We start from the raw sequence: 24,641 nt of genomic DNA, 5'->3' as shown, positions 1-24,641 counted from the left end.
CCAGGGTAGCCCGGGGCGAGACGCCACGCGCTCAGGGTCGACGCGTGACGGTGACGATGCGCGGGGCGGCGTCGGCCATCTCGGCGGCCGCGGGGCCGCTCGTGCCGCAGGCGTTGTCGAGGCCGGTGCCGCTCCAGCCGCGTTCGAGCTCGATCTCCCACCAGCTCTCACGCAGCCCGTCGACCATGCCGTGCCCCCACTCGACGATCGCGACGCTGGCGTCGAGGTCGAGATCGAGGTCGGACAGCTCGGCCGGGGAGCCGAGACGGTAGGCGTCGACGTGGATCAGCGGCGGCCCGTCGACGAGGGACGGGTGTGTGCGGGCGATGACGAAGGTCGGGCTCTGGATGGGACCGCGCACGCCGAGACCGGCGCCGATCCCCCGGGTGAGCGTCGTCTTGCCGGCGCCGAGGGGGCCTGTGAGGACGACGAGGTCACCGGCGCGCAGCCGAGACCCGATCTCGCGGCCCCACGCCTCCATCTCGTCGGCCGAGGTCACCTCACGCTCGCCCACGTACTCGTCGATCCCGCTCATCGTCGGCCTCCCGTCATCTCGGACGATACCGCCGTGCGCTGCACCCGCGGGCCGATCCGCGTGACGATCTCGTAGTCGATCGTGTCAGCCGCATCGCCCCATTCGGCTGCGGCGGGGTATCCGAGCGTCGGGTCGCCGAAGAGCACGACCTCGTCGCCGATCGACACGTCGGCATCGCCGACGTCGACGACGAACTGGTCCATCGCGATCCGCCCCGACACGGTGTACCGCCGGCCGCCGATGACCACGGGACCGCGCCCGGAGGCCTGCCGGGGGACGCCGTCGGCGTACCCGAGGGGCACGAGGGCGAGGGTCGTCTCCGCCGCCGTGCGATGCGTGTACCCGTAGGAGACGCCCTGTCCGGCGGGCACCCGTCGCACCGCGGCGACCGACGTGCGCAGGGTCATCGCGGGCTGAAGGCCCAGCTCGGCCGACGAGCGATCGGCGAGCGGAGACAGGCCGTAGATCGCCAGTCCCAGGCGCACGCAGTCCAATCGAGCCTCCGGCAGGGCGATCGCGGCGTTCGATGCGGCGATGTGGCGCAGCGGAGGATGGACTCCCGCGGCCGCGGCCTCGGCGAGAGCGTCGTGGAACCGCGCGAGCGCTCGGCGGTCGTCGTCGATGCTCGTGTTCGACAGATGACTGAACACACCCACGACCCGCAGGCGTCCGACGCGCTCGAGACGGGCCGCCTCCGCGCAGACGCGCTGCCACTCGCGCGGCTCGACGCCGTTGCGCCCGAGCCCGGTCTCGACCTTCAGGTGCACACCGACCGGCTGCTCGGCGGATGCCGCGGCCGCAGCAGCCTGCAGCTGGGCGAGGCTCGAGATCCCGAGCTCGATGCCGTGCTCGGCGGCGTCGCGGAAGTCGGCGTCGGAGCCGTGCAGCCACGCCACCACCGGGGCCGTGATGCCCGCCCCGCGCAGCGCGAGCGCCTCGGACACGTCGGCCACCCCGAGTCGGGTCGCGCCTCCTGCCAGGGCGGCCGTGGCTGCCAGCAACGCGCCGTGACCGTACCCGTCGGCCTTGACGACGGCGATGACCTCGGTCTGGACGAGGCGCCGCAGGTGTCGGACATTGTGCTCGATGGCGTCGACGTCGATCAGCGCTTCGCGCAGCGGCCGGGCGGTCACGACGACGCCTCCGCGATCACGTAGGCGGTCGCGAGGTTCGCGTCATGCGAGAGCGACAGGTGCACGGTCGTCACTCCCCTCGCGGCGACAGTCGCCGCCGTCTCGCCCGTCAGCGCGAACACCGGCCGTCCGGAGGCCTCCGACGCCACCTCGATGTCGATCCAGTGCACACCCTCCGACCCGCCGAGAGCCTTGATGAGCGCTTCCTTGGCGGCGTAGCGGGCGGCGAGCGAGCGCGGCTTGAGGATTCGCTCGGCGGGCGAGAAGAGCCGATCGAGCAGTCGGGGCGTGCGCTCGAGCGAACGCTCGAAGCGCGGCACGTCGACCAGGTCGACGCCGATACCGACGATCACGGCGTCACCGTGCGCCCGCGCGGGGTCACTCGACCGTGACCGACTTGGCCAGGTTGCGCGGCTGGTCGACGTCGAGGCCCTTGGCGGTGGCCAGGCCCATGGCGAAGATGTGCAGCGGCACGACCGCGAGCAGCGGCTCGAACAGCGGCTCGGCGAGCGGGATGCGCAGCACCTCGTCGGCGAACGGGAGCACGGCGGCATCCCCCTCTTCGGCGACCGCGATGATGCGGGCGCCGCGGGCGCGGATCTCCTGGATGTTGGAGACGACCTTGGCGTGCAGCAGGGGGGAGCTCGTCGGCGAGGGCACCATGACGAACACGGGCTGGCCGGGCTCGATGAGGGCGATCGGACCGTGCTTGAGCTCGCCCGCGGCGAAGCCTTCGGCGTGGATGTAGGAGATCTCCTTGAGCTTGAGCGCACCCTCGAGCGCGATCGGGTAGCCGACGTGGCGACCGAGGAAGATCACCGACCGGGTGTCGGCCATCCAGTGCGCGAACTGCTCGATGTGCTCCTGCTCGCTCGCCAGCACCCGGGAGATCTTCTCGGGAACGGCCTCGAGCTGGGCCACCTGCTCGGCGATCGCCTCGTCGGCCATCGCGCCGCGCACGCGACCGACGTGGAGCGCCAGCAGGTAGAGCGCGGTGATCTGCGCGACGAAGGCCTTGGTCGAAGCCACAGCGACCTCGGGACCGGCGTGCGTGTAGACGATCGCGTCGGACTCGCGCGGGATGGTGGCTCCCTGCGTGTTGCAGATCGACAGGGTCTTCGCGCCCGCCTCCCGGGCGTACTTGACCGCCATCAGGGTGTCCATCGTCTCGCCCGACTGACTGATCGACACCACGAGGGTGCGGGGTCCGATGACCGGATCGCGGTAGCGGAACTCGTGCGCGAGCTCGACGTCGACGGGAACGCGGGCCCACTGCTCGAGGGCGTACTTGCCCACCATGCCGGCGTAGGCGGCGGTGCCGCACGCGATGACGATGATGCGGTCGATGCCCGTGAACAGCTCGTCGAGGCCGTCGAGCTCGGGGATCTGCACCAGACCGTCGTGGACGCGTCCGCGGATGGTGTTGGCGACGGCCTCGGGCTCCTCCGACACCTCCTTGGCCATGAACGACGACCAGCCGCCCTTGTCGGCCGCGGCGGCATCCCACACGACCTCGAAAGGCTCGACGTCGACGGCATCACCCGAGAAGTCGGTGACCGTGACCTCCTGCGGCGTGATCGCGACGATCTGGTCCTGCCCGATCGCGAGGGCGTGGCGGGTGTGCTCGACGAAGGCGGCGACGTCGGAGCCGAGGAAGTTCTCGCCGTCACCGAGGCCGATCACGAGCGGCGAGTTGCGGCGGGCACCGACGACGAGTCCGGGCTGGTCGCGATGCAGGGCCAGGAGCGTGAACGCGCCCTCGAGACGTGACACGGTCGCGCGGAACGCCGCGATGAGGTCACCGGATGCCTGATACTCGCGCCCCAGCAGCACCGCGGCGACCTCGGTGTCGGTCTCGCTGCGGAAGGTGTAGCCCGCTGCGACGAGCTCGGACTTCAGCTCGGCGAAGTTCTCGATGATGCCGTTGTGGATGACGGCGAGCTTGTCGTCGTCGGCGAGGTGGGGGTGGGCGTTGGCATCGGTCGGACCGCCGTGGGTCGCCCATCGCGTGTGGCCGATACCGGTCGTGCCGTCGGCGAGCGGGTGAGCGGCGAGATCGTCGCGCAGCACCTGCAGCTTGCCGGCGCGCTTGCGCGTGCCGAGGCCGCCCTCGCCGTCGATCACGGCGATGCCGGCGGAGTCGTAACCGCGGTACTCCAGGCGGGCGAGACCTGAGATGAGGATGTCCTGCGAGGGACGGGGGCCCACGTAGCCGATGATTCCGCACATGGGGTCCATCCTAGATCGGGAGCCCCTGTGCGCTCGGCCCACGGGGCCGTGCGAGAGGTCCGCGATCAGGCGGACGCGGAGGCTCGCAGCACGCCCATCACCGCGTCGACGACCTCGAGGTTGGCGAAGATCGCGTCGTGCCCGCAGGCCCCACCGAAAGGCGGCGCGGCCACCTGGCCCGAGAGGATCATCCCGATCCCGGCGGCACCGGGCGGCAGATCCGTGCGGCAGCTGACGACCGTGGTCTCGCTCGCCCCCGCGAGCGCGGATCCCTCGGCCACGAGACCGTCGCCGAGGCGTGCCTCCCACGTCCTCCCCGTCGGCAGCGGGACCGCCACGACCGCGGACCCGGCGATCGCATGCACATGCAGCCCTTCCGGCCAGTCGGGTAGGTCAGCGAGGTCCGTCGAGCCGGCTCGCAGGGCGGTGCCGGCCGGCCCCAGAGCGGCGATCCCGGTGCGGATGACCGGCGGGAGGTCGCAGCCCCCGCGTGCATCGGAGGCCAGCTGGTTATTGCAGACGGCGCCGATCCAGGGCAGCACGAGATTCTGCAGCACCGGCACCGTCGACATCGTGGCGCGGATCACCGCGGCGATGTCGACAGCGACGTTGGCGATATCCGATCCCTCCGAGGGGGCGGCGACGGTGACCACCTCGCCGATCAGCGCCGCGACACCGGGGTCGTCGCGCAACGCGTACCGCAGCGCGAGGCCGCCCATCGAATGCGTCACGATGTCGACGGGACCGTGGACGCTGTCCGCGATGGAGCGGATGGCCGCGGCGAGGTTGTCGGCCGAACCGTTCGATCCGACCCAGCTCGCCGAGTTCGCGGAGTAGTCGAAGGCGTACACCGCGACGCCGGGCTGTGCCTCGAGCCGCTCCTGCAGCGACGCCGTCATGCCACGGGCTACCGGCGCGCCTGAACCGTCGCGCCACTGCACCGGGCGCGCGAAGGGCGATCGGGCATACGACGGCCGGCCGTCGGCATCGGGGAGGACCGTGCTGAGCCAGCCGTGGACGAGGAGCACGGCTCGCGAGTCCTGAGCCCCCTCCTGACCGAACCGGACGACGCGGTCGGCGAACGCGGACACCGTGCCCGTGCCCGCGGGGGCGAATGCCGAGGAGGCCGCTGCGGGGGCGAGCGTGGCCGTCGCGGCGAGCACGATCACCGTGCTCAACGCGACGAGCGGACGCCACCGGGAACGCCGTCGCCGCACCCGCGAGCGCACGCGCACCACGACGCGCACGAGCGCGCGCGAGCGCCGCCCCAGTTCCATGGATTCATACCTAGCAGGTTGCGATGACAGGTGCGTAACGAGAAATGCGAAGGCGTCGTCCGCCGAGCAAGACGAGGGCCCTCTCGAGTCAGCCATTTGGGGACTGATTTACTCGAGAGGGCCCCGCTAGGCCCACGCGCTCTCAGTCGGGCCGTTGGGGACGGCTGTCGACCGAATCACCGCTTGGGGAACGGTTCGAGCACTGCGCAGGCTCATGAAGCCTACCGGATTCACGAGCCCGGAACGCCGATCCGCGAAGCGAATCTTGTCCCCCTATTGGCGGACATCACCATCAGTTGTACGATCAACCACGACGTGCAGAGTCCCCGCTTTTGGGGGGCGAGGGAGTCGCTATGCGCGTCAAGCTCAGGGCGCCGATGGGGATCTGCGCACCGTGAGGGCGTTGTGCAGTGCGCAGCCGCGCACGCGCACTGCACAACGCACACGGTGCGTGCGACGCGCAGAGGACGCCGCGGATACTGACGCTTCCGGTGGCGGAGACGCTCTGCCATACTGAGCGCAGCCTGCGGCTCAGCCGGGGTGAAACGCAGGGCGTACAAGACTCGCCGGGATGGGACCCGGCGTGCTGGACCCGGCGGTATTGGGGCATGAGAGACGGATCTGGGTTCGCTCTCGTGGAGACATTGGGGATGAGATGACGAGGCGATTCCACGCGCTCGGTCGGCTGCTGGGGGGCAGCCGCCGCGACAGCGTCGACCGTAACGGTCGAATTCCGCTCCGCCGGCAGTTGCCGGCGGCCCGATACACGCCGTCTGGATGTGGCGGCTCACGCTCGATCACCGCGACCCGGGCCCCGGCCACGCCGGCTCGTCCGATCGGACCGCGCGGTTTCGGGTCGCACCCCTCCCCCTGAGCGGGGGCCGTCCACACCCAGGCGTGCCCGTCGTCCTCACGGATCGGCGGGCACGCCGCTTTCGGCATCCGGGATCGCGGACGTCACACCTTGCGCAGGAGCACCCGTTCGACGGCGTGCGACGCGCCCTTGTGCAGGATCAGCGTCGCCCGATGCTTCGTCGGCAGCACGTTCTCGACCAGGTTCGGGAGGTTGATGTCGTTCCAGAAGCCACGCGCCATCTCGATCGCGGCGTCGTCGTCGAGATCGGCGAAGGTGTTGAAGTACGAGGACGGGTTGTTGAACGCTCCCGCCTTGAGCGCCATGAAGCGGTCGACGTACCACTGGCTGATGTGCTCGGCATCCGCGTCGACGTAGATCGAGAAGTCGAACATGTCGCTGACGGCCACCTCGTGCGGGGCGGGCGGCGGCGCCAGGACGTTGAGTCCCTCCACGATCACGACGTCGGGTCGACGGACGGTGATCTGTGCGTCGGGGACGATGTCGTACCGCATATGCGAGTAGAACGGGGCGTGCACCTCGGGGGCGCCCGACTTCACCGCCGTCAGGAACTCGATCAGCGCGCGGCGGTCGTAGCTCTCCGGGAAGCCCTTGCGCGCCATGAGGCCGCGGCGCTCGAGCTCGGCGTTCGGATAGAGGAACCCGTCGGTCGTGACGAGCTCGACGCGGGGCGTGCCCGGCCAGCGGCTCATCAACTCGCGGAGCAGACGCGCGACGGTCGACTTGCCGACAGCGACCGAGCCGGCGACCCCGACGACGAAAGGGGTCGTGCTGTCCTCCTCGCCGAGGAAAGCGTCGGTGTCGGCCCCGAGACGCCGAGTCGCGCTGGCGTACAGCGACAGCAGACGGCTGAGCGGGAGGTAGACCTGCGACACCTCGCCGAGGTCCATGCGATCGCCGAGCCCGCGGAGTTGGACGATCTCGGTCTCGGTGAGCGGCTGCGTCACGCCCGCGGCGAGCCGGGCCCAGTCGGCACGGCCGATTTCGCGATACAGCGCGGGGGCGAGCGGCGTCAGCGCCTGCACATCTTCAGGGGACATCGCGCTCATCGTAACCCCCCACCCGTCCGCACCGACGGCGCCTCGGCCTGCCACTACTGTGAACCTGTGCGTCTGGGAGTCCTCGACATCGGTTCGAACACGGTCCACCTGCTCGTCGCCGATGTCCGCCCCGGCGGACGCCCGCTGGCGCGCACCAGCAAGCGGACGGTGCTGCGCCTCATGCGCTACCTCGAGCCCGACGGGTCGATCAGCGACGAGGGCGTGAACGCACTCGTCACGGCGGTGACGGACGCGGTCGCGGTGTCACGCACCGAAAACGTCGCGGAGCTTCTCGCCACCGCCACGAGCGCCGTGCGCGAGGCGACCAACGGACCGCAGGTCATCGCGGCCATCGAGCGGGCACTCGGCCAGGACCTGCAGGTGCTCGGCGGAGAGTCGGAGGCCAGATTCACCTTCCTGGCCGTGCGCCGGTGGTTCGGCTGGTCGGCGGGCGAGATCCTCCTGTTCGACATCGGCGGCGGCTCGCTCGAGATCGCCGCCGGCAGCGACGAGCTGCCCGACGAGGCAGCCTCGGTGCCGCTGGGTGCCGGGCGGATGACAGTGCAGTTCCTGCCGACGGATCCGCCGGGCGAGAACGCCGTCGAACTGCTGCGCGAGCATGCGCGCGAGACCCTGGCCCCCGTGGTCGCCACGATGTCCGCCCGCCCCCGCCCCGATCACGTCGTGGGGTCATCGAAGACCATCCGGTCGCTCGCGAAGCTCGCGGGCTATCCGATGCCGGGATGGTCGGGGATCGAGCGGATGACGCTGCCCCGCGCCGCGCTGGGCTCGTGGATCCCCCGACTCGCCCGCATCCCGGCATCCGCTCGGCAGGAGCTTCCCGGCATCACGGCCGATCGCACCGTCCAGATCGTGGCGGGCGCAGTCGTGCTGCACGAGGCGATGCGGGCTTTCGACGTCGACGAGCTCGAGGTCTCACCATGGGCGCTGCGCGAGGGAGTGCTGCTGCGTTACATCGAGTCGCTGTCGTGGAGCGCACCGCCTGCCTGACCTGCCCCGACCAGCTCCGGTTCGCCGGTCGGCACCGAGACCTCGAGGACCACATCGCGGCCGTGCTGGAAGATCCGAGCGGTCGGACCGAGTCCGGCGACGCCGAGTCCGGGCCCGCGTGAGTCGACACGCAACCGGCCCCGCGTGCGGACGCGTACGGCCAGCGATGATCCGGCGCCGTCGCCGTGCACCTCGATCGCGGCCGACCGCGCGGCCGCGTGCTTGACGGCGTTGACGAGTCCCTCGGCCACGACCGCAACGACTCGGGTCGAGACGAGTTCATCGGTCAGGGCGCGGGTCGCGACGGCATCCACGTCGGATGAGACCGAGAGCACGGGCCCCCAGATCGCGACCGTCTCGGCCAGATCGGCGGGGCGAGACGGCGCCGCCCCGCCGCCGCCCGCGGCATCCATCAGCCCGTCGCCGACCGCCTTCTCGAAGGCGAGGATGTCGGCCCGCGTCGCCATGTCGTCGTCGACCTGGGCAGCGAGGATGACGCAGCTGCCCTGGACGCGGCCGTGAAGCACCTCGGAGGCGCGCACCAGCTCCTGCCGTACGCCCGACGCCCGGTCCGCCGCCGAGCGCACGACGGCCTGCAGTGCCCGGCCGAGCCGTCTCGACTCGACGCGCCCGCGATGGACGGCCTCGGAGCACAGGGCCGCGATCACCGCGACTCCGGGGAGCGCGACGACAGGAATGAGTGGAACGAGGCTGTGAACGCCCACGACGGGAGCCGCCCCCGCGATGACGACGGCGACGCTGATCCACACGATGATCAGCAGCAGGCCCCGATCACGTGCTGAACGGCGATACGCCACCCGGCGGCTGACCACGTCGGCCACCAGGCAGAGCGCGACGATGCCGCCCGCGATCAGGACCACGAGCGCCAGGCCGCCGGTGCGCAGCGCGAACGGCGCGCTGCCCGCGGCGAAGATCGCCCCGACGAGGCCGACGGCGGGCGGGCGGAGACGCTCGAGAAAGGCCCGCTCGGCACCCGGGACCAGCGCTTCTGCGACATCGGGCGCGACCTCGGCCAGATCGAGCCCGGCTCGCGCCCGGGCGCTGTGACTGAGCGAGCGGACGGTGTCGGAGAATTCCCGGACGCGCTCGAAATCCAATACCGAAGCCGTCAGGGCCGACAGCGCAGAACGGAGGACGCCGATCTCGGTCGCCAGGAAGGTGCGACTCTCCCGCTCGTAGCTCACGGCCCGGCGCTGCTCGTCGGTCACGGCCTGAAGTGCCTCGATCAGACGGACACGCGCGATCGCGGAGCTCACGTAGAGCTGTTCGGCGATCGCGACCAGCGACAGGACGCTGATCCAGGCGACGACGTTGGTGATGATCCGGGCGAGCCAGGCGGGGTCGGCGGCGAGGCCGAAGAGGTGGAGGGCCACCGCATCATTGAGGAAGGGGCGGATCGTGGCCGCGACGACCACGGCGCTCAGGACCAGCACACCGCGCACCGTCGGGGAGGCGATGCGCCGCTCCAGGAACCAGACCGGCACGAGCGCCACACCGAGCACGACGGCGACCGCCAGCGCGGCGAGCTGCGCGGCGAAGAGCTCCCCGGCCGTGTCGACGGTCGCGTACGGCGCGAGCACGAGGGCGGCGGTCGGAAGTGCGACGAGCGCACTCCAGATGGTGAGGAAGCGCCCGCCGGAGATGGCATCCCACCAGATCGCGACGCCCGGACGGAGCCGCGCTCGACGTCGCGACGTTCGTCCCCACCCCACGGTCGCCCCCTCGAACACGACGGGCCGATCCCTCGCTGGCGGACATCATAGCGAACCGCGATGTCGCGCACCGCACCGAGGCGGGAGCGTCAGGCGGTCGCCGCCCGCGCTCGATCGGCGGCGGCCGATAGCGCACGGCGCAGCTGCGTGCTCGAGGTGTGCGCCGTGTACGGGAAGTAGACGACCTCGACCCCGACCTCGGCGAAACGACGCTCGAGCGCACGCCCCTTGTCGGTGTCGCGCCAGTCGTCGCCCTTGAAGAAGTGCGTGAACCCGACCTCGCGCCAGGCGTCGAGCTTGTCGGGAGCACGCTCGATGTGCACGTCGTCGACGAAATCGATGTGCCGCACGATCTCCGCGCGCTCCTCCGTGGGGATGAACGACGAGATGCCCTTGGTGCGCAGGAGCATCTCGTCGCTCACCACCCCGGCGATGAGGATGTCGCAGTGCTCACGGGCACGCCGAAGAATCTGGAGGTGCCCGATGTGAAAGACATCGAACGCCCCCGCGGCGTACCCGATTCGCTGTGTCATGGCGCCCCCAAAACGCTCGTGACCCGCCCATTGGTCCCACCCGCCGAGCGCATTCCCCAATACCGGCACGACGCCGGTGCGAGAGACAGTACACCGAGCAGACCCGTTTGCGGAAGTCGGCGTGTCGCTCAGCGGCCTGGGGACTTCCCTGCGGCCCGCCGATGGTGTAGAAATCGATGGCGGGCCGTTGTGGGAACGGCCACGGAGGAATCCGACGCACTCGGTCTCGAGCCTGGGAACTCGCGACCGATCTGAGCGACCTCGTCGCGATGTTCCATTTGGGGGGAGCACATCATGCGCGTCAATCATGCTGTCGTGCGCGTCACTGAACGCGTCATCGGATCGATCCGATGACCGCTGTCGAAGACCGCACGGGCCTGGGCTCGGGAGAGTTCCGCGACCCCGCAGTCTCACCGCGCCGCTTGCCGTCTCTCGAGCTGCGGAGGCAGCGTGAGAGACGCTACGCGCGTCGTCTCCGCGTGACCGACACCCTCATCGCCGCCATCGCGGCATCGGCGGCAGGCGTTGTGTCGACGCGGCTGGGCGAGGCTCCGTCGGTCGTGATTCCGATCACCACCGCGACCCTCGTCGTGTGGCTCGCCGGTCTCGCGCTTTTCGGTTCACGCGAACCCCGCGTGATGGGCGCCGGGTCGAGTGAGTACAAGCGCGTCGCGAATGCGACGGGCGTCGCCTTCGGGCTCCTCGCCGTCGGCTTCGAGATCGCGCAGTGGGACGGTCTGCGGATGCAGATGATCATCGCGCTGCCCGCCGGGGTACTGGCACTGCTGGTGGCTCGGTGGCGTTGGCGGGCGTGGCTGAGGATGCGGCGTCGGCTGGGCGAGTACGCGTCGGCGACACTCATCGCGGGCAAGCGCCGCGACGTCGACTACGTCATGCGCCAGCTCGCCCTCGCCGACAACGGATACTCGGTGATCGCGTTGGCGCTGAGCGATGAGGACGTCGCGAGCGATCCCGGCCGCGTGTTCGCCGTGCGAACCGCCGATGACATCGCCCGCGTGGCACGTGAAGTCGGCGCCGACACGCTCGTCGTCGCGAGCGTGCCCGACGACGACCCCGACTTCTCGCGCTCGCTGGCCTGGCAGCTGGAGGGCACCGCAGCCGAGCTGATCATGTCGAGCCGACTCGCCGACGTCGCCGGCCCCCGCATCAGCCTGAGCCCCATCGAGGGCCTCCCGCTCATCCACGTGAAGATCCCGGTATTCGAGGGCGCGGCCCACACGCTGAAACGCCTGCTCGACCTCGTCGTGAGCACCGCCGCGTGCGCCGTCGTCGCCCTTGTCACCCCGGTCATCGCCCTGGCCATCAGACTCGACTCCCCCGGCCCGGTGTTCTTCCGCCAGCAGCGGGTCGGCCGCGACGGGCGGGAGTTCACGATGCTGAAGTTCCGCTCGATGACCGACGCCGCGGAACAGGAACTCGCCGAACTCCTGCCGTCCAACGACGGTGCGGGTCCGCTGTTCAAACTGCGCTCCGACCCGCGCGTGACGCGTGTGGGCCGCTTCCTGCGCCGGTACTCGCTCGACGAGCTGCCACAGTTCTTCAATGTCCTTCGGGGCGACATGAGCATCTCCGGGCCGCGCCCGCCGCTGCCGTCTGAGGTCCGCAACTATGAAGGGCGCGTGTTCCGGCGCCTGTACATCAAGCCGGGGATCACGGGTCTGTGGCAGGTGAGCGGCCGCAGCGACCTGTCGTGGGAGGACAGCGTCGCGCTGGATCTCCGCTACGTCGAGAACTGGTCGGTGACCCTCGACCTCATGATCATGTGGCGCACCGTCAAGGTGATGCTCCGACCGGTGGGAGCCTACTGATGAGCCCGAGGCCGCAGCCCGTGCCGGCATCCGTTCTGTTCGTGGGCATCAACTACGCGCCTGAACCGACCGGGATCAGCCCGTATACGACGGGGATGGCCCAAGGCCTCGCGCGCGAAGGGTGGGACGTCCGTGTGCTCACGTCGTACCCGCACTATCCCTGGTGGCGCGTGCCCGAGGAGTTCCGAGACCTGCCGGCGCGCTCTGCCGTGTCGGGCGTCGACATCCGGCGGCTCCGTCATTACGTGCCACGCGCTCCCAGCGCGATCAAGCGCGCCGTGTTCGAGATCTCGTTCGGACTGCGTGCCCTGACGTGCCGCTGGGAAGATCCCGCGGCCATCGTCGTCGTCTCCCCCGCCCTCCTTGCCTCTCGCATGGTCGCACTGCGGGCGCGGCTTCACCGCATTCCGGTCGTCACCTGGGTACAGGACATCTACGCGATCGGCGTTCAGGAGGCGGGGTCGGGGTCCGGGGCCGGGGCGATCGCCGCGATCGAGGCGAGCCTGCTCGCGGCCTCGGAGCGGGTCGTCGTCATCCACCGGCGGTTCCGGACGGCCCTCGAGGAACGCCTCGGGGTCACGCGTCCGGTCGATGTCGTGCGCAACTGGTCGCACGTGCCCGAGCCGGCGGCGAGCGACACGGCCGCAACGCGACGACGCATGGGCTGGGGCGATGACGAGGTCATCGTGCTGCACACCGGCGCGATCGGAGCCAAACAGGGGCTCGAGAACGTCATCGATGCCGCCGTGATCGCTCGAGAGCGTGGGTCGCGCGTACGCTTCGCGCTCGTCGGTGACGGCGGACAGCGCGCCGCGCTCGAACAGCGCCCGGGCGCGGAAGCCGTCTCGTTCGTCGACCCGCTTCCCGAGTCGCAGTTCCTCGACGTACTCGCAGCCGCAGACGTGCTGCTCGTGCATGAACGCGCGGGTCTGACGGAGATGTCGGTGCCGAGCAAGCTCACCTCGTACTTCGCGGTCGGGAAGCCGGTGCTGGCCGCCGTCGACACGACCAGCACGACCTTCGCCGAGATGGACGCCGCCGGAGCCGGCCCGATCGTCCCGCCGGCAGCGCCCGGCGCGCTCGTGACGGCAGCCGAGGAGCTCGCAGCCGCCCCCGAGCGCGCGGCGCGTTACGGCGCTGAGGCGCAGAGCTACCGGCGACGCATCCTGACGGAGGATGCCGCGATCGCGGCCTTCGCCCGGACGCTGTCCGCGGCGATCGACGGGGTCGAGCGCTCTCTCACCTCCTCGTCACGGCGTTGAGCCACCGCCACCCCTGATAGGCGAGGTGGCGCACGCTTCCAGCACCCCTATTAAGAGGTGTGGCTGTTAAGAGGTGTGGCTGCAGCGCCGACGTCGGCGGCCCGGCCGACCATTCGGGTCGTCGGCCGGGCCGCCGTGTGCGACGCGAACGCCGCCCCCGCCCGGGTCAGGGCAGGGTGTAGGTGAGGGTCAGGGTCGGCCGCTGGCTCGCCGACGTCGCCTCGCGGGAGAACACGCGCAGGTTGTCGGCCGAGGTGGTCGAGACACGGAGCGTGACGCTCTGACCCAGGAGCGGCGCGAGCTGATCGGCAGCGAGAACCACACGGTACGGCGTGTTGGTGGCCGTGGCTCCCGACAGCGTTCCGATCGGGCTCGTGCCGCGAACGGTGGTCGGGCGGTTGTTCCAGGTCAGCGTGGCCTCGTCCCACGCCCCGTCCATCAGGTGCACGTCATGAGCACCCGCGCTGCCCGCCGACGGGTCGGTGGAGGTCCGCACGCCGAGCGTGGCCGAGACGAGCGTCGCGCCCACCGGGAGGGTGGGGAGCGTCAGCTTGAGGAAGCTCTGCTGACCCACGTCACCCCGCGAGACGAGCTGGTTCGACGTCGCGTAATTCTGCGTCGGCGTGTTGGCGTAGCCGGCAGCATCCGCGTCGACCGCGATCGTCGTCGTCACCGTCTGCACCGGTGCCACCACCGTCGCCGAGGCCGCCGCCGACGCCGCGCTGGCGTTCCCCGCGGCATCGCGGGCGACGACGCGGTACCAGTAGGTTCCCGGGGCGAGCCCCGGGTCGGTGTAGGTCGTTGCCGTGACGGCGGCGATTCGGGAGGCCGCGTCGGCGGCGAAGCCGGCTGTGGTCCCGCGGTGGAGGTCGTAGCCGGCGACTCCGACATCGTCGCTGCTCGCGGGCCACGAGACCTGAGCGGAACCGCCCGTGACCGCCACCGCAGGTGTCCCCGGCGCCGACGGCGCGGTGGTGTCGGGAGCGGTCACGATCACCGTCACTTCGTCCGACGCGGGCCCGGCGTTGCCTGCGGCGTCGAACGCGACCACCCGGTACACATAGGTACCCGGCTGGAGCGGGCCGTCCTGAGCGGTCGTCCCGGCCGTCTGCGCGACCCGGTTGCCGGCCGACACCGCGAAGCCGGGCGTGGTGCTCCGGTGGACGTCGTAGCGCACGACACCGCGGTCATCTGTCGCGGCAGTCCACGAGAGACCGGCCGTCGTGCCCGCCGCGTTCGCCTGCACACCCGTGGGCGCCGTGGGCGCCGCCGTGTCGGGTGCCGACAGCGGCGTGAACTCGAGCACGAGCACGGGACGGTACGAGCTGTTCGCCGCCTCCGACGACCACAGCCGCAGGTTGTCCGCGCCCGTCCCGGTCATCCGGAGCGTCGCGTTCTGTCCGAGGAGAGGCCGCAGCGATGCCGCCGAGAGGTCGACGGTGTACGCGGTGTTGACGGCGGGCGCCTGCCCGAGCCGTCCGGCCCCGGCGCCCGGCGTCGTGGGACGGGTGTTCCACGTGACCGTCGACTCGTTCCAGGCGTCTCCGATGATCGCGAAGTCGGTCGGTTCGACCGTGCCCGCGGACGGGTCGGTCGAGGTCCGGAGCTTCAAGGTCACCCGCGTCAGCGCCGTGCCGTTCGGAGCTGACGGCAGCGGGGCCGACAGCAGCGACTCGATCTGGCTGGTGCCGCCGCGACTGGAGATCTGCGTGCTCGCGCCGTAGTTCGTGCCGGGCACGCCCTGCACCACCATCGCGTCGTCGGCCACCGGGACCGTGACCACGACCGGCTCGACCGACTCGATCGTGACGGCGACGGATGCCGCGGTCCCGATGTTGCCGGAGACATCGACCGCCGTGATCTTGTAGTGGTACACGCCGGGCGCGAGGCCGGGGTCGTCGAACGCCAGGTCGGTGACCGCGGCGACGCGGTTGGTCTCGTCGGCGGTGAAGGAGGCATCGGAGCCGCGGTGCACCCGGTATCCGGCGACCCCGCGGTCGTCCGTGGCCGCGGTCCAGCGCACCTGCACGGTGCCGTCGACCAGCGTGGCCGTGGCTGTGGCCGGTGCCGAGGGCGGCGTCGTGTCGGGGGCGGTCACCGTCGCCGGGAGCGATGACGGAGAGGCCGCGCTGACGTTGCCCGCGGCGTCGGATGCGGTGACGCGGTAGTAGTACGTGCCGGGTGCGGGCGACGGATCGGTGAATCCGGTCGTCGCCGTCGTGCCGACGACGTTCGAGGCATCCGCCGTGAAATCGGCCGTCGTGCCGCGGTGGACGGTGTAGCCCGTGACCGCGACATCATCGGCGACCGCGGTCCACGTCAGCGAGACCCCGTCGGAGGCGGCCGTCGCGAGCGGGGCGACCGGCGTCTGCGGGGGCGTCGTGTCGAGGAGGTCGACCTGCACGGCGTCCGTGGCGGGTCCGACGTTGCCGGCGGCGTCGACCGCGACGACGCGGTAGTACCGCGTGCCGGGCACCTGCGCCGTGTCGACGAATCCGGTCGTGATGCTTGTCCCGAGGCGCGTGTCCTCACTGGGCGCGAAGTCGGCCGTCGTGCCGCGGTAGACCGTGTACGACACCACCGCGTGGTCGTCGGTCGCGGCTGCCCATGAGAGATGCACGCCGTCTGCCGATGCCTGCGCAGACAGTGCCGTGGGCGCGGCCGGCGGGGTGGTGTCGGCGATGCCGATCGCGTGGTGGCGCGCCACCGTGGCCGCGTCGAGCGTCGTCGGATAGATCGCGAACTCGTCGAGCTCGCCGTCGAAGTAGAACGAGGGGGGCTGGCCGGGCCAGCCGCCGAGGTTGCCGCCGCCGATGCGCCAGTACCCGTCGCCGGTCTCGGCGCCCGTCTGGCCGTTCGCGGCCACGAGCTCGCCGTCGACGTAGAGTTTGCGGCCGGTCTCGTCGATGACGGCGACGGCGTGGTGCCAGACGTTGTCGTTGTATGACGTCGCCGATTCGACCGTGGCGACGTAGCCCGGGTAGGACCCCCAGATCAGTCGGCCGTCGTTGGTCATGTACAGCTGCTTGTCGTAGCTCGAGCCGTTGCCGGTCGGCACGTTCTCGAACCCGAACAGCTTGCCGCCCGCGGTCGTGTCGGTGCGGAACCAGATCTCTCCCGAGGTGGTCGGCGAGGGAGCGGTCCGCTGGCCGAGCGCCACGGTGCCCGAGTCGTTGCCCGGGAGCGAGACCGATCCGCTGCCCGAGACCGCACCCGAGGGCTGGGTCTGAGCACCGACGTTGTATACGCCGGGGCTCGTGCCGAACAGCGACGAGTCGGCTGCCGTGGCCCCGGTGTCGTCGAACCGCCAGTACACGGAGGGCTCGGCTCCGAAGACGGCGGCGCCGTAGGCGTCGGCGGGAGCGGTGTTCAGATCGAGCGTCCGACCGGATGCCTGATAGTGGGCGGCCACGCGCGCGGCAGGGAGAGCGCTCGGGTAGATCGCGACCTCGTCGATCAGTCCGCCGAAGAAGTTGCTGGAGGGCTGCCCCGGCCAGCCTCCCAGCTGGTCGCCGCCGACCCGCCAGACGCCCCAGTACGACTGCTGATCGCGGTTGCTGTTCGACGCCACACGCAGCCCGTCGACGTAGAGCGCCATTCCGCTCGCGCCCTGCGTGGCGACGACGTGGTGCCACTGCCCGTCGTTGAGCGGCTGGGGGCTGGTCACGGTCGACGCGCCGCCGACCCAGACACCGAAGGTGATGCGGCCGTCGTTCTGCATGTACACGTGGCGGTCGTACGAGCCGCTGAGGTTCGAGATGTTGGAGCCGGTGCGCGGACGCCCGTTGCCGAAGCCGGCGATCTTGCCGCCCGCTGTCGTCGTCGTGTTGATCCACGCCTCGACGGTGTACGTCGACGGACCCGGGCGCAGCTGGTCGGTGATGGCGTAGTCGTCGACACCGTCGAACCGGAGCGAGCCTCCCGCAGCCGGCACCGCACCGTCGGCCGAGACGGTCGCCCCGTCCATGAGAGTGGCGGGGACGGCGTCGGTGCGGGTCTGCGCCGCACCCGAGTCGTGGGCCCAGGTGCCGTTGGTCGAGCCGGACCACAGGCTCGTGGGCCCGTCCGCGCGTACCGCCGCGGGGTAGTCGGCACCGGCCGCACGGGCCGTTGCGCTCACCGCTGCCGAGCGGGCCGAGGTGTTGGTGCCGTCGCTGGCGGTGACGCGGTAGGTGTAGCTCGCGCCGGGCGTGACGTCGGCGTCGACGAAGGTGACCTGCGGGCGTTCCCACCACAGCGACCTGCCCGTGCCGCTCCAGACGGGTTCGGTCGCGTTGCCGCGGTAGACGCTGTAGGTCAGGTGGCTGTCATCGGCATCGACGACGGTGCGGAAGCGGACCTGGATGGTGCCGTCACTCGTGGCCTGTGCGCTGGCGACAGGCGTGGGCGGGGCGCCGGTGTCCTGCGGCCCGAACCGGGTGAGCCCCTGCTGGGCGCGACCGTTGATCGTTGTGAAGTCACCGCCGGACCACAGGTAGCGCTGTCCGCTCGCGTTGCCGGTCGCGACGGCGAGCGCGCGGGGGCCGATGCCCTCGCCGATGCCGTCGTTGCCGAGCGGGAGCCAGCCGAGCACCTCCATCGAGTCGGGGTTCTGCGCCATGAAGTAACGGCGGATGCCGTCGTTGAAGGCGTTGATCCCGCTGCAGTCGTGGGCGTGGCTGGCCGAGTAGAGCGTTCCCTGGTACATCACGAGCGACTGCGTCGCGCCGAGGCACGTGTCGCGCCAGACCTGGTCGCCCGTCGCCCACGAGAACGCCGCCTTGCCGTCGAACACGCCGCCGCCGGTCCCCTCGTTGCCGATGTAGAAGCGACCGTCGCCGCCGTCGATGATCGTCTTGGTGACCGAGGTGTCGGGAATGAACCCCGGGCTGTAGGTGCGCAGCACCTGGCCGCCGCTGCCGTCGGTCAGGCTGGCACCGCTGACGATGGCGATGGAGTGCGAGTACTGCCCGTTGATCGAGAACAGGTCGCCGCCGACGACGACCTTCGCACCGTCGGGTGACACGGCGATCGCACGGCCCTCGTTGACCTCCTTCGGCAGGTCGGTGCGGCCGCGGACGGCGTTGGCGGTCCACGGCAGCAGTGCGCCGGTCGTCGCGTCGAACGCGGCGAAGGCCTCGCGGGTCTGTCCTCCGACAGTTTTGAAGAGGCCGCCGGCGTAGAGCACGTTGCCGTGGGTGGCGAGGGCGGTGACGGTCGAACCGGGCAACGGCGCACGGAACGGCGCGACCGTGCACGCCTGGACGTCGAGCACCGCGATCCGGGCGACGTTGACTCCGCCGATGGTCGAGAAGTTGCCGGCGACGTAGACGCGCGACTGATCGGCGCTGACCGCGATCGCCCGCACCGTCGGAGTACCGCCGCTGAGCGTGACGGCGAACTGGCAGGCGTCGGGCTCGCCGGTCTCGGCATCGAGGATGACGAGGGCGTTCCTGGCCCGAGCGGCATCCGATCGGCCCGCCGGCGGGCGGATCTGCGAGAACGTGCCGCCGGCGACGACCTTGCCCCCGGCAGCGCCCAGGGCGTACACGGTGCCGTTGGTCTGCCAGGTGGACTGGTCGTCGGCGGCGAACGAGACGCCGGGCGACAGAGCGGATGCCGGGGCTGTGATCCCCACGACTCCGGCCCCGATGAAAAGAGCCAAGACGGCAGCGGCGACGGCCGCGATGCGTGTACGCACGAGTGTTCCCCAATTTTGCGCGCCCTCACGGACGCTCCCCAGAACGCGCGACCCCCGTCGCACGTCGTTCCCCAAGCCCGGATCGGTGCCCCAGCACCACTCCGACTTCGTGCATCGTACACTGTGGCTCAGGGGACGCATAGATCGGATTCGGCCGATCGGCGCGATGGGGGAAACAGTGCGATTCAGCGACGCGTGGGGAAGTCTGCGACAGGCCCAGAAGGGCAAGCGAGGGGTCTCGCTCTATTCGCGGTGGGTCAACCGGCCGCTCGGGCGGGTGTTCGCCGCCGCGGCGGCGACGACGGGGATCGGCCCGAACACGGTGACGGCGCTCTCCGCGCTCGCGACGACAGCGGGACTCGTCGTCGTCGCGGCCGTTCCGGCGACCGCCTGGAGCGGCGTCACCGCTGCGGCTCTGCTGGTCATCGGCTTCGCCCTGGATTCGGCGGACGGCCAAGTCGCACGTCTGACCGGCGCCTCGTCACGTGCGGGTGAATGGCTCGACCACGTCGTCGACGCCGGCAAGATGGTGGGCGTGCACGCCGCGGTGCTCATCGGCTTCACCGGCGGCGGTCGCTCAGGCGGGGCCTGGCTGCTGCTCCCCCTCGCGTACGCGCTCGTCGCGGTCGTGCTCTTCGCGGGTCTGACGCTCTACTCTCTGCTCGCACCTCGATCGGGTGCGACGCCGCCGCCGTCGACGCTGCGGGCTGTGCTGCTCCTGCCCGCCGACTACGGCGTCCTCGCCGTTGCGTTCGTGCTGTGGGGCGCCCCGGAGGTCTTCGTCGTCGTCTACGCCGCATTGCTGCTCGCCACCACCGGAATCACGGCGCTGCTCTCTCGCAAGTGGTTCCGGTCGCTGGCCGCCCCGGTCGGCGCGGCGGCGTCGGGTACGCCCGCCTAGCCCGCGCGCCGATCAGCCGAGCGCCGCGATGACGGCCTGGGCGATGGCCTCGTGCCCCGCGTCGTTGGGGTGGACCCCATCGGGAGCGAGCAGGCCGCTGTCGCCCGCCAGGGGCTGGCCGATGTCGAGCCACACCGCGCCTACGCGCTGCGCATCCGCCTCGACGACCCGCGACAGCTCCTGCACGACATCCGGCGCCTGGTCGTGCCAGAGCACATCGGTGACGTAGATGCGGCTGCCGGGATAGGCCGCCGACAGGGTGTCGAAGAAGTCGGCGACATCCGCGTCGACCGGCGCCTGGCCGATGTCGTTGCGCCCGCCGGACACGATCACGATGTCAGGCACGAGCGAGGCGCCCTCGCGGGCCATCTCGCCGAAGGCGGGGCATTCGTCGCGGCCGCAGGCCGCCGGTGCGGCCTCACCCGTCACGCGCGCGGCGTAGCCGGTCCCGCCCCGCGCGAGGTTGCGCACCCGCCATCCCTCGGCCTCGCCGACGAGGCTCGCCCACCCGAGGGCTTTGTCGGATGCCCCGACGCCGGCCGTGTACGAATCACCGAGGAACACCACGATCGGCGCGTATTGCACCTCGGAGGCGGGGCTCGAACGCAGCGCAGCCCCGCCGGCGAGAACTCCGCCGATGGCCACCGCGGAGAGTGCGACCGCCCATACTGGCAAGCCGCCCCAGTCGATCTGCCACCAGTGGCCGCCGCCGCGATGCGTTCGCATCCTCGTTCTCATCGCACACCCGCTCTCATCGCGTGGACACGATCTCGTCCGTCGCCGGAATCCAGAGGTCGTGGGTCGAGGTCTCGCGTCGGTCGAACCAGGCGCCCGAGACGGTGCCGCGCAGGGTGGCGGGCACCCCCGCCCACAGACCCGCGTCGGGCACCCCGCGGGCACGGGTCAGGACCGATCCCGCCCCGAGCACCGATCGGGGCGGCAGCACCGCACCGCCCAGGATGAGCACGCGCGTGCCCACGAACGACCGCTCGCCGATGACGACCGGGAAGGCGGCCTGCGCGTTCCGCTGGAGATCGACACTGTGCGACATCACACGACTCTGGTGTCCCGCCAGCGACGCGAATGCCCCCAGCGTCAGCGAGCCCGAGCAGTCGAGCTGATGGCGGCTGGTGATCTTCGCGTGGTCGCCGAGAACCAGCCGTCCCCCCTCCGGCAGGTGCCGGAGGAAGAGGGGATGCGACGAGATGAGGTTCCAGCGCCCCAGCATGGCGTCGCGTCCGAGCCGGATCTCGCGCATGTTCTTCACCACGTTCGCCGAACCGAACGTGGCACCCGGGTCGAGCTCGAACGACGCGACGCGCCACACGATGCTCGCCCGTGCGCGGGCCGTGGTGTGGATGCGGTGGCCGGCTCGGCGCAGGAGCGCATTCTTCAGGCGACTCGCGGGCAGCAGCCACAGTGCCAGCCTCAGCAGGTCGCGGACCTTGTCAGGCATCGATCTCCTCCCGGATGACAGCGGATCTGTTCGATCGGATGGTGCGTGAGGCGGCGACCGCTTCGACGGCGCCGCGCGTGAGGAGTCCCACCACGACGGCCCCGAGAGCGCCCGGCGCGGCCCACAGGATCGCGCCGAGCGCGACGAGGGGGACGACCACGACCGTGCTGATGAGAGTCGCCTGCGCGCCGATACGCAGCCGCCCCAGCGAGGGCAGCAGCGCCTTGGCGACCAGCGACTCGAAGAAGTTGACCGCGACGAACAGCGCCATCAGGACGATCGCCAGCGGCATGACGTCGATCTCGCCGTTGCCCAGCCAGTCCAGTGCCGCGCCGCCGGCCATCGCGACCGCGGTGCCGATCACGAGCGACATCCCGCTGCCGACGAGCAGGGCGCTTCGAGCCCGTGATGCGCTCTCGGCGCCATCGCGACGGGGCACCCAGCCCTGGGCGACCGTGATGACCGGCTGCAGGGCGACACCGACCTGTCGCTGGAACTTGTCGACGAGGGCGAAGACCGGCTGCGCGGCCGGCGCGACGACAGAGACGACCACGAGCGGGAGGGCGATGTAGATCGCTGATCCGAGAGCCGACCCCATGCCGTGACGCTGATCGGCCAGGACGCGCAGCAGCCGACCCGGCGGCGGCGCCGATGCGCGGTGGCGTCGCGAGGAGACCAGGATCCACACAGTCGAGCAGGCGAATGCCGCGACCATGCCGCCCAGCATGCCGGTCAGCCCCACGGCGGCTCCGCCGCCGCCGAGCATGAGCGCGATGCCGACCCCGGTGCCGACCACGCGCGGCAGGGTCTCGGCCAGCAACAGCGAGAACGGCGCCCCGCGTCCGACGAAGTACCAGTTCGCCGAGACGCCGGCAGCGGCCGCTGTCACCGCCCCGAGGGCGGCCAGGCCCGGCGACTGTGGGGCGATCGCGGCCGCGGCGAGACTGCTCGTGAGCGCGATCGGCGCGAAGAGCGCGAGCCGTGCGCGGACCGACTCGATGTACGCCGTGCGGCGTGAGGACTCGTCGGCGACGGCGATGCGCGCCGGGCCGGAGACGCCCCAGCCGAACCCGATCGCAGCGGCGGCGATGGCGCCTACGGCTTGTCCGAGCGCGATCGCCCCCCAGCCTCGATCGCCCTCCGCCGCGACCATCACCGGAATGGCCGCCAGCGATGCAATCGCCAGCAGCCCGATGGACAGGGCGAAACCCGACATCCTGCCGAGCCCGCCCGAGAGGCGGCGCAGTCGCCGCCGTACGTCGGACATTCCCCCATACCCCCGAATCCGGGCCGCGTCCCCACGCCTGCCCGTACGGAGGACGGTACCGCATCGGCGCGGCATCTGTCTCCAGCCGATCCCGCGGCCGTGTGTACGATGAGGCGCCATGGGGGAACGGCGACGGCTCGCTGGGTTCAGCGGCAGGGGATACGACAAGGGCCGCGGGCCCGTCTGGCAAGCGGCGTGGCAGCTCGCCTCGGCGATCGGGGTGATGCCGTGGTTCGTCCCGGTCCGCGTCCGGGTCGCGGTGCTGCGTGCGTTCGGGGCCCGCATCGGAAACGGTGTGAATCTGCGCGCCGGGGTCCGCGTCCACTGGCCCTGGAAGCTCACGATCGGCGATGACACCTGGATCGGCGAGCGCGCCTGGATCTTGAATCTCGAGCCGGTTTCGATCGGCAGCGATGTCTGCATCTCGCAGGGCGCGCTGCTGTGCACCGGGAGCCACGATCATCGATCACCCACCTTCGAGTTCGACAATGCGCCGATCGTCGTCGAAGACGGCGCGTGGGTGGCCGCCCGCGCCACGGTGCTGCGCGGCGTCCGCATCGGAGCGGACGCTGTGATCGGAGCCACGGCGCTCGTCGTCCGCGACGTGCCCGCCGGCGCGACCGTGCTCGCCCCGGCCGCGGTCGTGCGGTCGTGAGGGTCCTCGCCGTCGTCACCCTGGTGAGCCCGCACGGCGAGTACGGCGGACCCCTCCGGGTGGCGCTGAACCAGCTCGCGGCATTGCGGGATCTCGGGCACGACGTCGTGCTCGCGGGCGCGGCGCGGGGGTACGACGTCATTCCCACCGACATCGACGGCATCCCGGCCCGGCTGTTCCCCGCTCGTACGCTCATCCCGGGCATCGGGTTCGCTGGTATCGGGTCGCCCGCCCTGCTGCGCTCGCTGCGCCGGCACGTCGACGAGTTCGACGTTGTGCACGTGCACGCCGCGCGCGACCTCGTCACCCTGCCCGCCGCCCGGATCGCGCGCTCGCGCGGAGTCGCGACGGTCCTCCAGACGCACGGGATGATCGACGAGTCGACGAATCCGCTCGCGATCCCCCTCGACGCTCTGCTGACGCGTCCGGCGCTGGCCGGGGCACGCACCGTGACCTACCTGACCGAGCGCGAACGCGCCTCGCTCGAGACCATCGGCCGGGGCCGTGCGCAGCTGGTCGAGCTTCCCAACGGGGTTCCGACGGCACCCGCAGCCGCCCCGCTCGGGCCCGAGCTGCTGTACCTCGCCCGGCTCGCGCCCCGGAAACGGCCGGTGCAGTTCGTCGAGGCCGCGGCGCGACTCGCGAACGAGTTCCCCGAGGCCCGCTTCCGCCTCGTCGGCCCCGACGAAGGCGAGGGCGACGCCGTCCGCGCGGCCATCGAGGCGTCGGGTCACCCCGAGCGCATCCGCTGGGAGGGTGCGTTGGAGCCCGCACGCACGGGAGAGCGGATGCGGCGAGCCAGCGGCTACGTGCTCCCGGCAGTCGACGAGCCCTACCCGATGTCGGTGCTCGAAGCCATGTCCGCGGGTCTGCCCGTGGTCGTCACGGACTCCTGCGGACTGGCCCCGGCTGTGCGCGACGCCGGGGCGGGATTCGTCACCGACGGTGGACTCGAACCCCTCGTCACGGCGATGCGGCGACTGCTCGCCGACCCGGCGGATGCACGCCTGCGCGGCGAACGCGGCCGCGACCTGACACGCGAGCGGTTCACGATGCCCGCGATCGCCGAGAGGCTGGTCGAGCTGTACGCGCGGTGACCCGCGCTTGTGGTGGACAGCTCGACATCCCTATACTCGCAACACCGTCGATTTGGGGATCGGCACGCGCCGAGCGGAGGGGTCCGCTCGGGTCGCGCGACGGGGCTGCAGCGCCGAGGCTTTGGGGGA

General features: G+C 71.2%; 18 protein-coding genes. 6 read left to right on the top strand and 12 right to left on the bottom strand.

Annotated elements, in window-relative coordinates; genetic code table 11:
* Nucleotides 1-31 precede the first annotated feature (31 nt).
* The 6 genes from tsaE to coaA form a co-directional block, all read right to left on the bottom strand.
* Entirely contained in the window at nucleotides 32-535 is a 504-nt protein-coding gene (gene tsaE, locus DEU36_RS15795; protein WP_120265295.1) for a tRNA (adenosine(37)-N6)-threonylcarbamoyltransferase complex ATPase subunit type 1 TsaE, read from the bottom strand.
* Entirely contained in the window at nucleotides 532-1,668 is a 1,137-nt protein-coding gene (alr, locus tag DEU36_RS15790; RefSeq protein ID WP_120265294.1) for an alanine racemase, read from the bottom strand. Before alr ends, tsaE begins: the two co-directional genes overlap by 4 nt.
* Nucleotides 1,665-2,021 carry a holo-ACP synthase gene (locus DEU36_RS15785; protein WP_120265293.1) on the bottom strand — a complete coding sequence of 119 codons (357 nt, stop codon included), beginning with the start codon at nucleotides 2,019-2,021 and terminating at the stop codon, nucleotides 1,665-1,667. The genes alr and DEU36_RS15785 overlap by 4 nt, the downstream gene beginning before the upstream one ends.
* 25 nt (nucleotides 2,022-2,046) lie before the next feature.
* Nucleotides 2,047-3,897 carry a glutamine--fructose-6-phosphate transaminase (isomerizing) gene (gene glmS / locus DEU36_RS15780; RefSeq protein WP_120265292.1) on the bottom strand — a complete coding sequence of 617 codons (1,851 nt, stop codon included), beginning with the start codon at nucleotides 3,895-3,897 and terminating at the stop codon, nucleotides 2,047-2,049.
* A gap of 65 nt (nucleotides 3,898-3,962) precedes the next feature.
* On the bottom strand, nucleotides 3,963-5,174 hold the full coding sequence (locus DEU36_RS15775) for a triacylglycerol lipase (RefSeq protein WP_120265291.1): 1,212 nt from the start codon (nucleotides 5,172-5,174) through the stop codon (nucleotides 3,963-3,965).
* Between the two features lie 957 nt (nucleotides 5,175-6,131).
* Nucleotides 6,132-7,088 (bottom strand): type I pantothenate kinase, encoded by a 957-nt coding sequence (gene coaA, locus DEU36_RS15770; protein WP_120265290.1) that lies wholly within the window; start codon nucleotides 7,086-7,088, stop codon nucleotides 6,132-6,134.
* 66 nt (nucleotides 7,089-7,154) lie between these two features.
* Between coaA and DEU36_RS15765 the strand changes: the two genes are divergently transcribed.
* On the top strand, nucleotides 7,155-8,099 hold the full coding sequence (locus DEU36_RS15765; RefSeq protein ID WP_120265289.1) for a Ppx/GppA phosphatase family protein: 945 nt from the start codon (nucleotides 7,155-7,157) through the stop codon (nucleotides 8,097-8,099).
* On the opposite strand, the gene DEU36_RS15760 is transcribed toward DEU36_RS15765, so the two are convergent.
* Nucleotides 8,060-9,832, bottom strand: coding sequence for a hypothetical protein (locus DEU36_RS15760; protein WP_147374456.1), 1,773 nt, complete (start codon nucleotides 9,830-9,832; stop codon nucleotides 8,060-8,062). The genes DEU36_RS15765 and DEU36_RS15760 overlap by 40 nt on opposite strands.
* 89 nt (nucleotides 9,833-9,921) lie before the next feature.
* Nucleotides 9,922-10,365: an adenylyltransferase/cytidyltransferase family protein gene (locus tag DEU36_RS15755; RefSeq protein ID WP_120265287.1), complete on the bottom strand. Its 444-nt coding sequence runs from the start codon at nucleotides 10,363-10,365 to the stop codon at nucleotides 9,922-9,924.
* 350 nt (nucleotides 10,366-10,715) lie between these two features.
* Between DEU36_RS15755 and DEU36_RS15750 the strand changes: the two genes are divergently transcribed.
* Complete coding sequence (locus DEU36_RS15750) at nucleotides 10,716-12,194, top strand: sugar transferase (protein WP_120265286.1); 1,479 nt, start codon at nucleotides 10,716-10,718, stop codon at nucleotides 12,192-12,194.
* A complete protein-coding gene (locus DEU36_RS15745) occupies nucleotides 12,194-13,456 on the top strand; it encodes a glycosyltransferase (protein WP_120265285.1) in 1,263 nt (420 codons plus the stop codon). Before DEU36_RS15750 ends, DEU36_RS15745 begins: the two co-directional genes overlap by 1 nt.
* Nucleotides 13,457-13,622: 166 nt before the next feature.
* Here DEU36_RS15745 and DEU36_RS15740 read toward each other — a convergent pair whose 3' ends face one another.
* Complete coding sequence (locus DEU36_RS15740) at nucleotides 13,623-19,136, bottom strand: LamG-like jellyroll fold domain-containing protein (protein WP_220700954.1); 5,514 nt, start codon at nucleotides 19,134-19,136, stop codon at nucleotides 13,623-13,625.
* A 166-nt stretch (nucleotides 19,137-19,302) separates the two neighbouring features.
* On the opposite strand from DEU36_RS15740, the gene DEU36_RS16070 reads away from it, so the two are divergent.
* Nucleotides 19,303-20,037 carry a CDP-alcohol phosphatidyltransferase family protein gene (locus tag DEU36_RS16070; protein ID WP_183045445.1) on the top strand — a complete coding sequence of 245 codons (735 nt, stop codon included), beginning with the start codon at nucleotides 19,303-19,305 and terminating at the stop codon, nucleotides 20,035-20,037.
* A 12-nt stretch (nucleotides 20,038-20,049) separates the two neighbouring features.
* Here the strand turns inward: DEU36_RS16070 and DEU36_RS15730 are convergent, their stop codons facing one another.
* Genes DEU36_RS15730 through DEU36_RS15720 form a run of 3 tightly spaced genes read right to left on the bottom strand, consistent with a single transcriptional unit; the run spans nucleotide 20,050 to nucleotide 22,760 of the window.
* Nucleotides 20,050-20,763: an SGNH/GDSL hydrolase family protein gene (locus DEU36_RS15730; protein WP_183045444.1), complete on the bottom strand. Its 714-nt coding sequence runs from the start codon at nucleotides 20,761-20,763 to the stop codon at nucleotides 20,050-20,052.
* A gap of 25 nt (nucleotides 20,764-20,788) precedes the next feature.
* A complete protein-coding gene (locus DEU36_RS15725) occupies nucleotides 20,789-21,493 on the bottom strand; it encodes a hypothetical protein (protein WP_120265282.1) in 705 nt (234 codons plus the stop codon).
* Nucleotides 21,486-22,760 (bottom strand): hypothetical protein, encoded by a 1,275-nt coding sequence (locus DEU36_RS15720; RefSeq protein WP_120265281.1) that lies wholly within the window; start codon nucleotides 22,758-22,760, stop codon nucleotides 21,486-21,488. The genes DEU36_RS15725 and DEU36_RS15720 overlap by 8 nt, the downstream gene beginning before the upstream one ends.
* 118 nt (nucleotides 22,761-22,878) lie before the next feature.
* On the opposite strand from DEU36_RS15720, the gene DEU36_RS15715 reads away from it, so the two are divergent.
* Nucleotides 22,879-23,415, top strand: coding sequence for a DapH/DapD/GlmU-related protein (locus DEU36_RS15715; RefSeq protein ID WP_120265280.1), 537 nt, complete (start codon nucleotides 22,879-22,881; stop codon nucleotides 23,413-23,415).
* Entirely contained in the window at nucleotides 23,412-24,512 is a 1,101-nt protein-coding gene (locus DEU36_RS15710) for a glycosyltransferase (RefSeq protein WP_120265279.1), read from the top strand. The genes DEU36_RS15715 and DEU36_RS15710 overlap by 4 nt, the downstream gene beginning before the upstream one ends.
* Nucleotides 24,513-24,641 lie beyond the last annotated feature (129 nt).

Source organism: Microbacterium sp. AG238, from assembly GCF_003610405.1.
GTDB lineage: Bacteria > Actinomycetota > Actinomycetes > Actinomycetales > Microbacteriaceae > Microbacterium.
The sequence above is the reverse complement of the archived record's forward strand: the minus strand, read 5'-3'. Positions and strand labels throughout refer to the sequence as shown.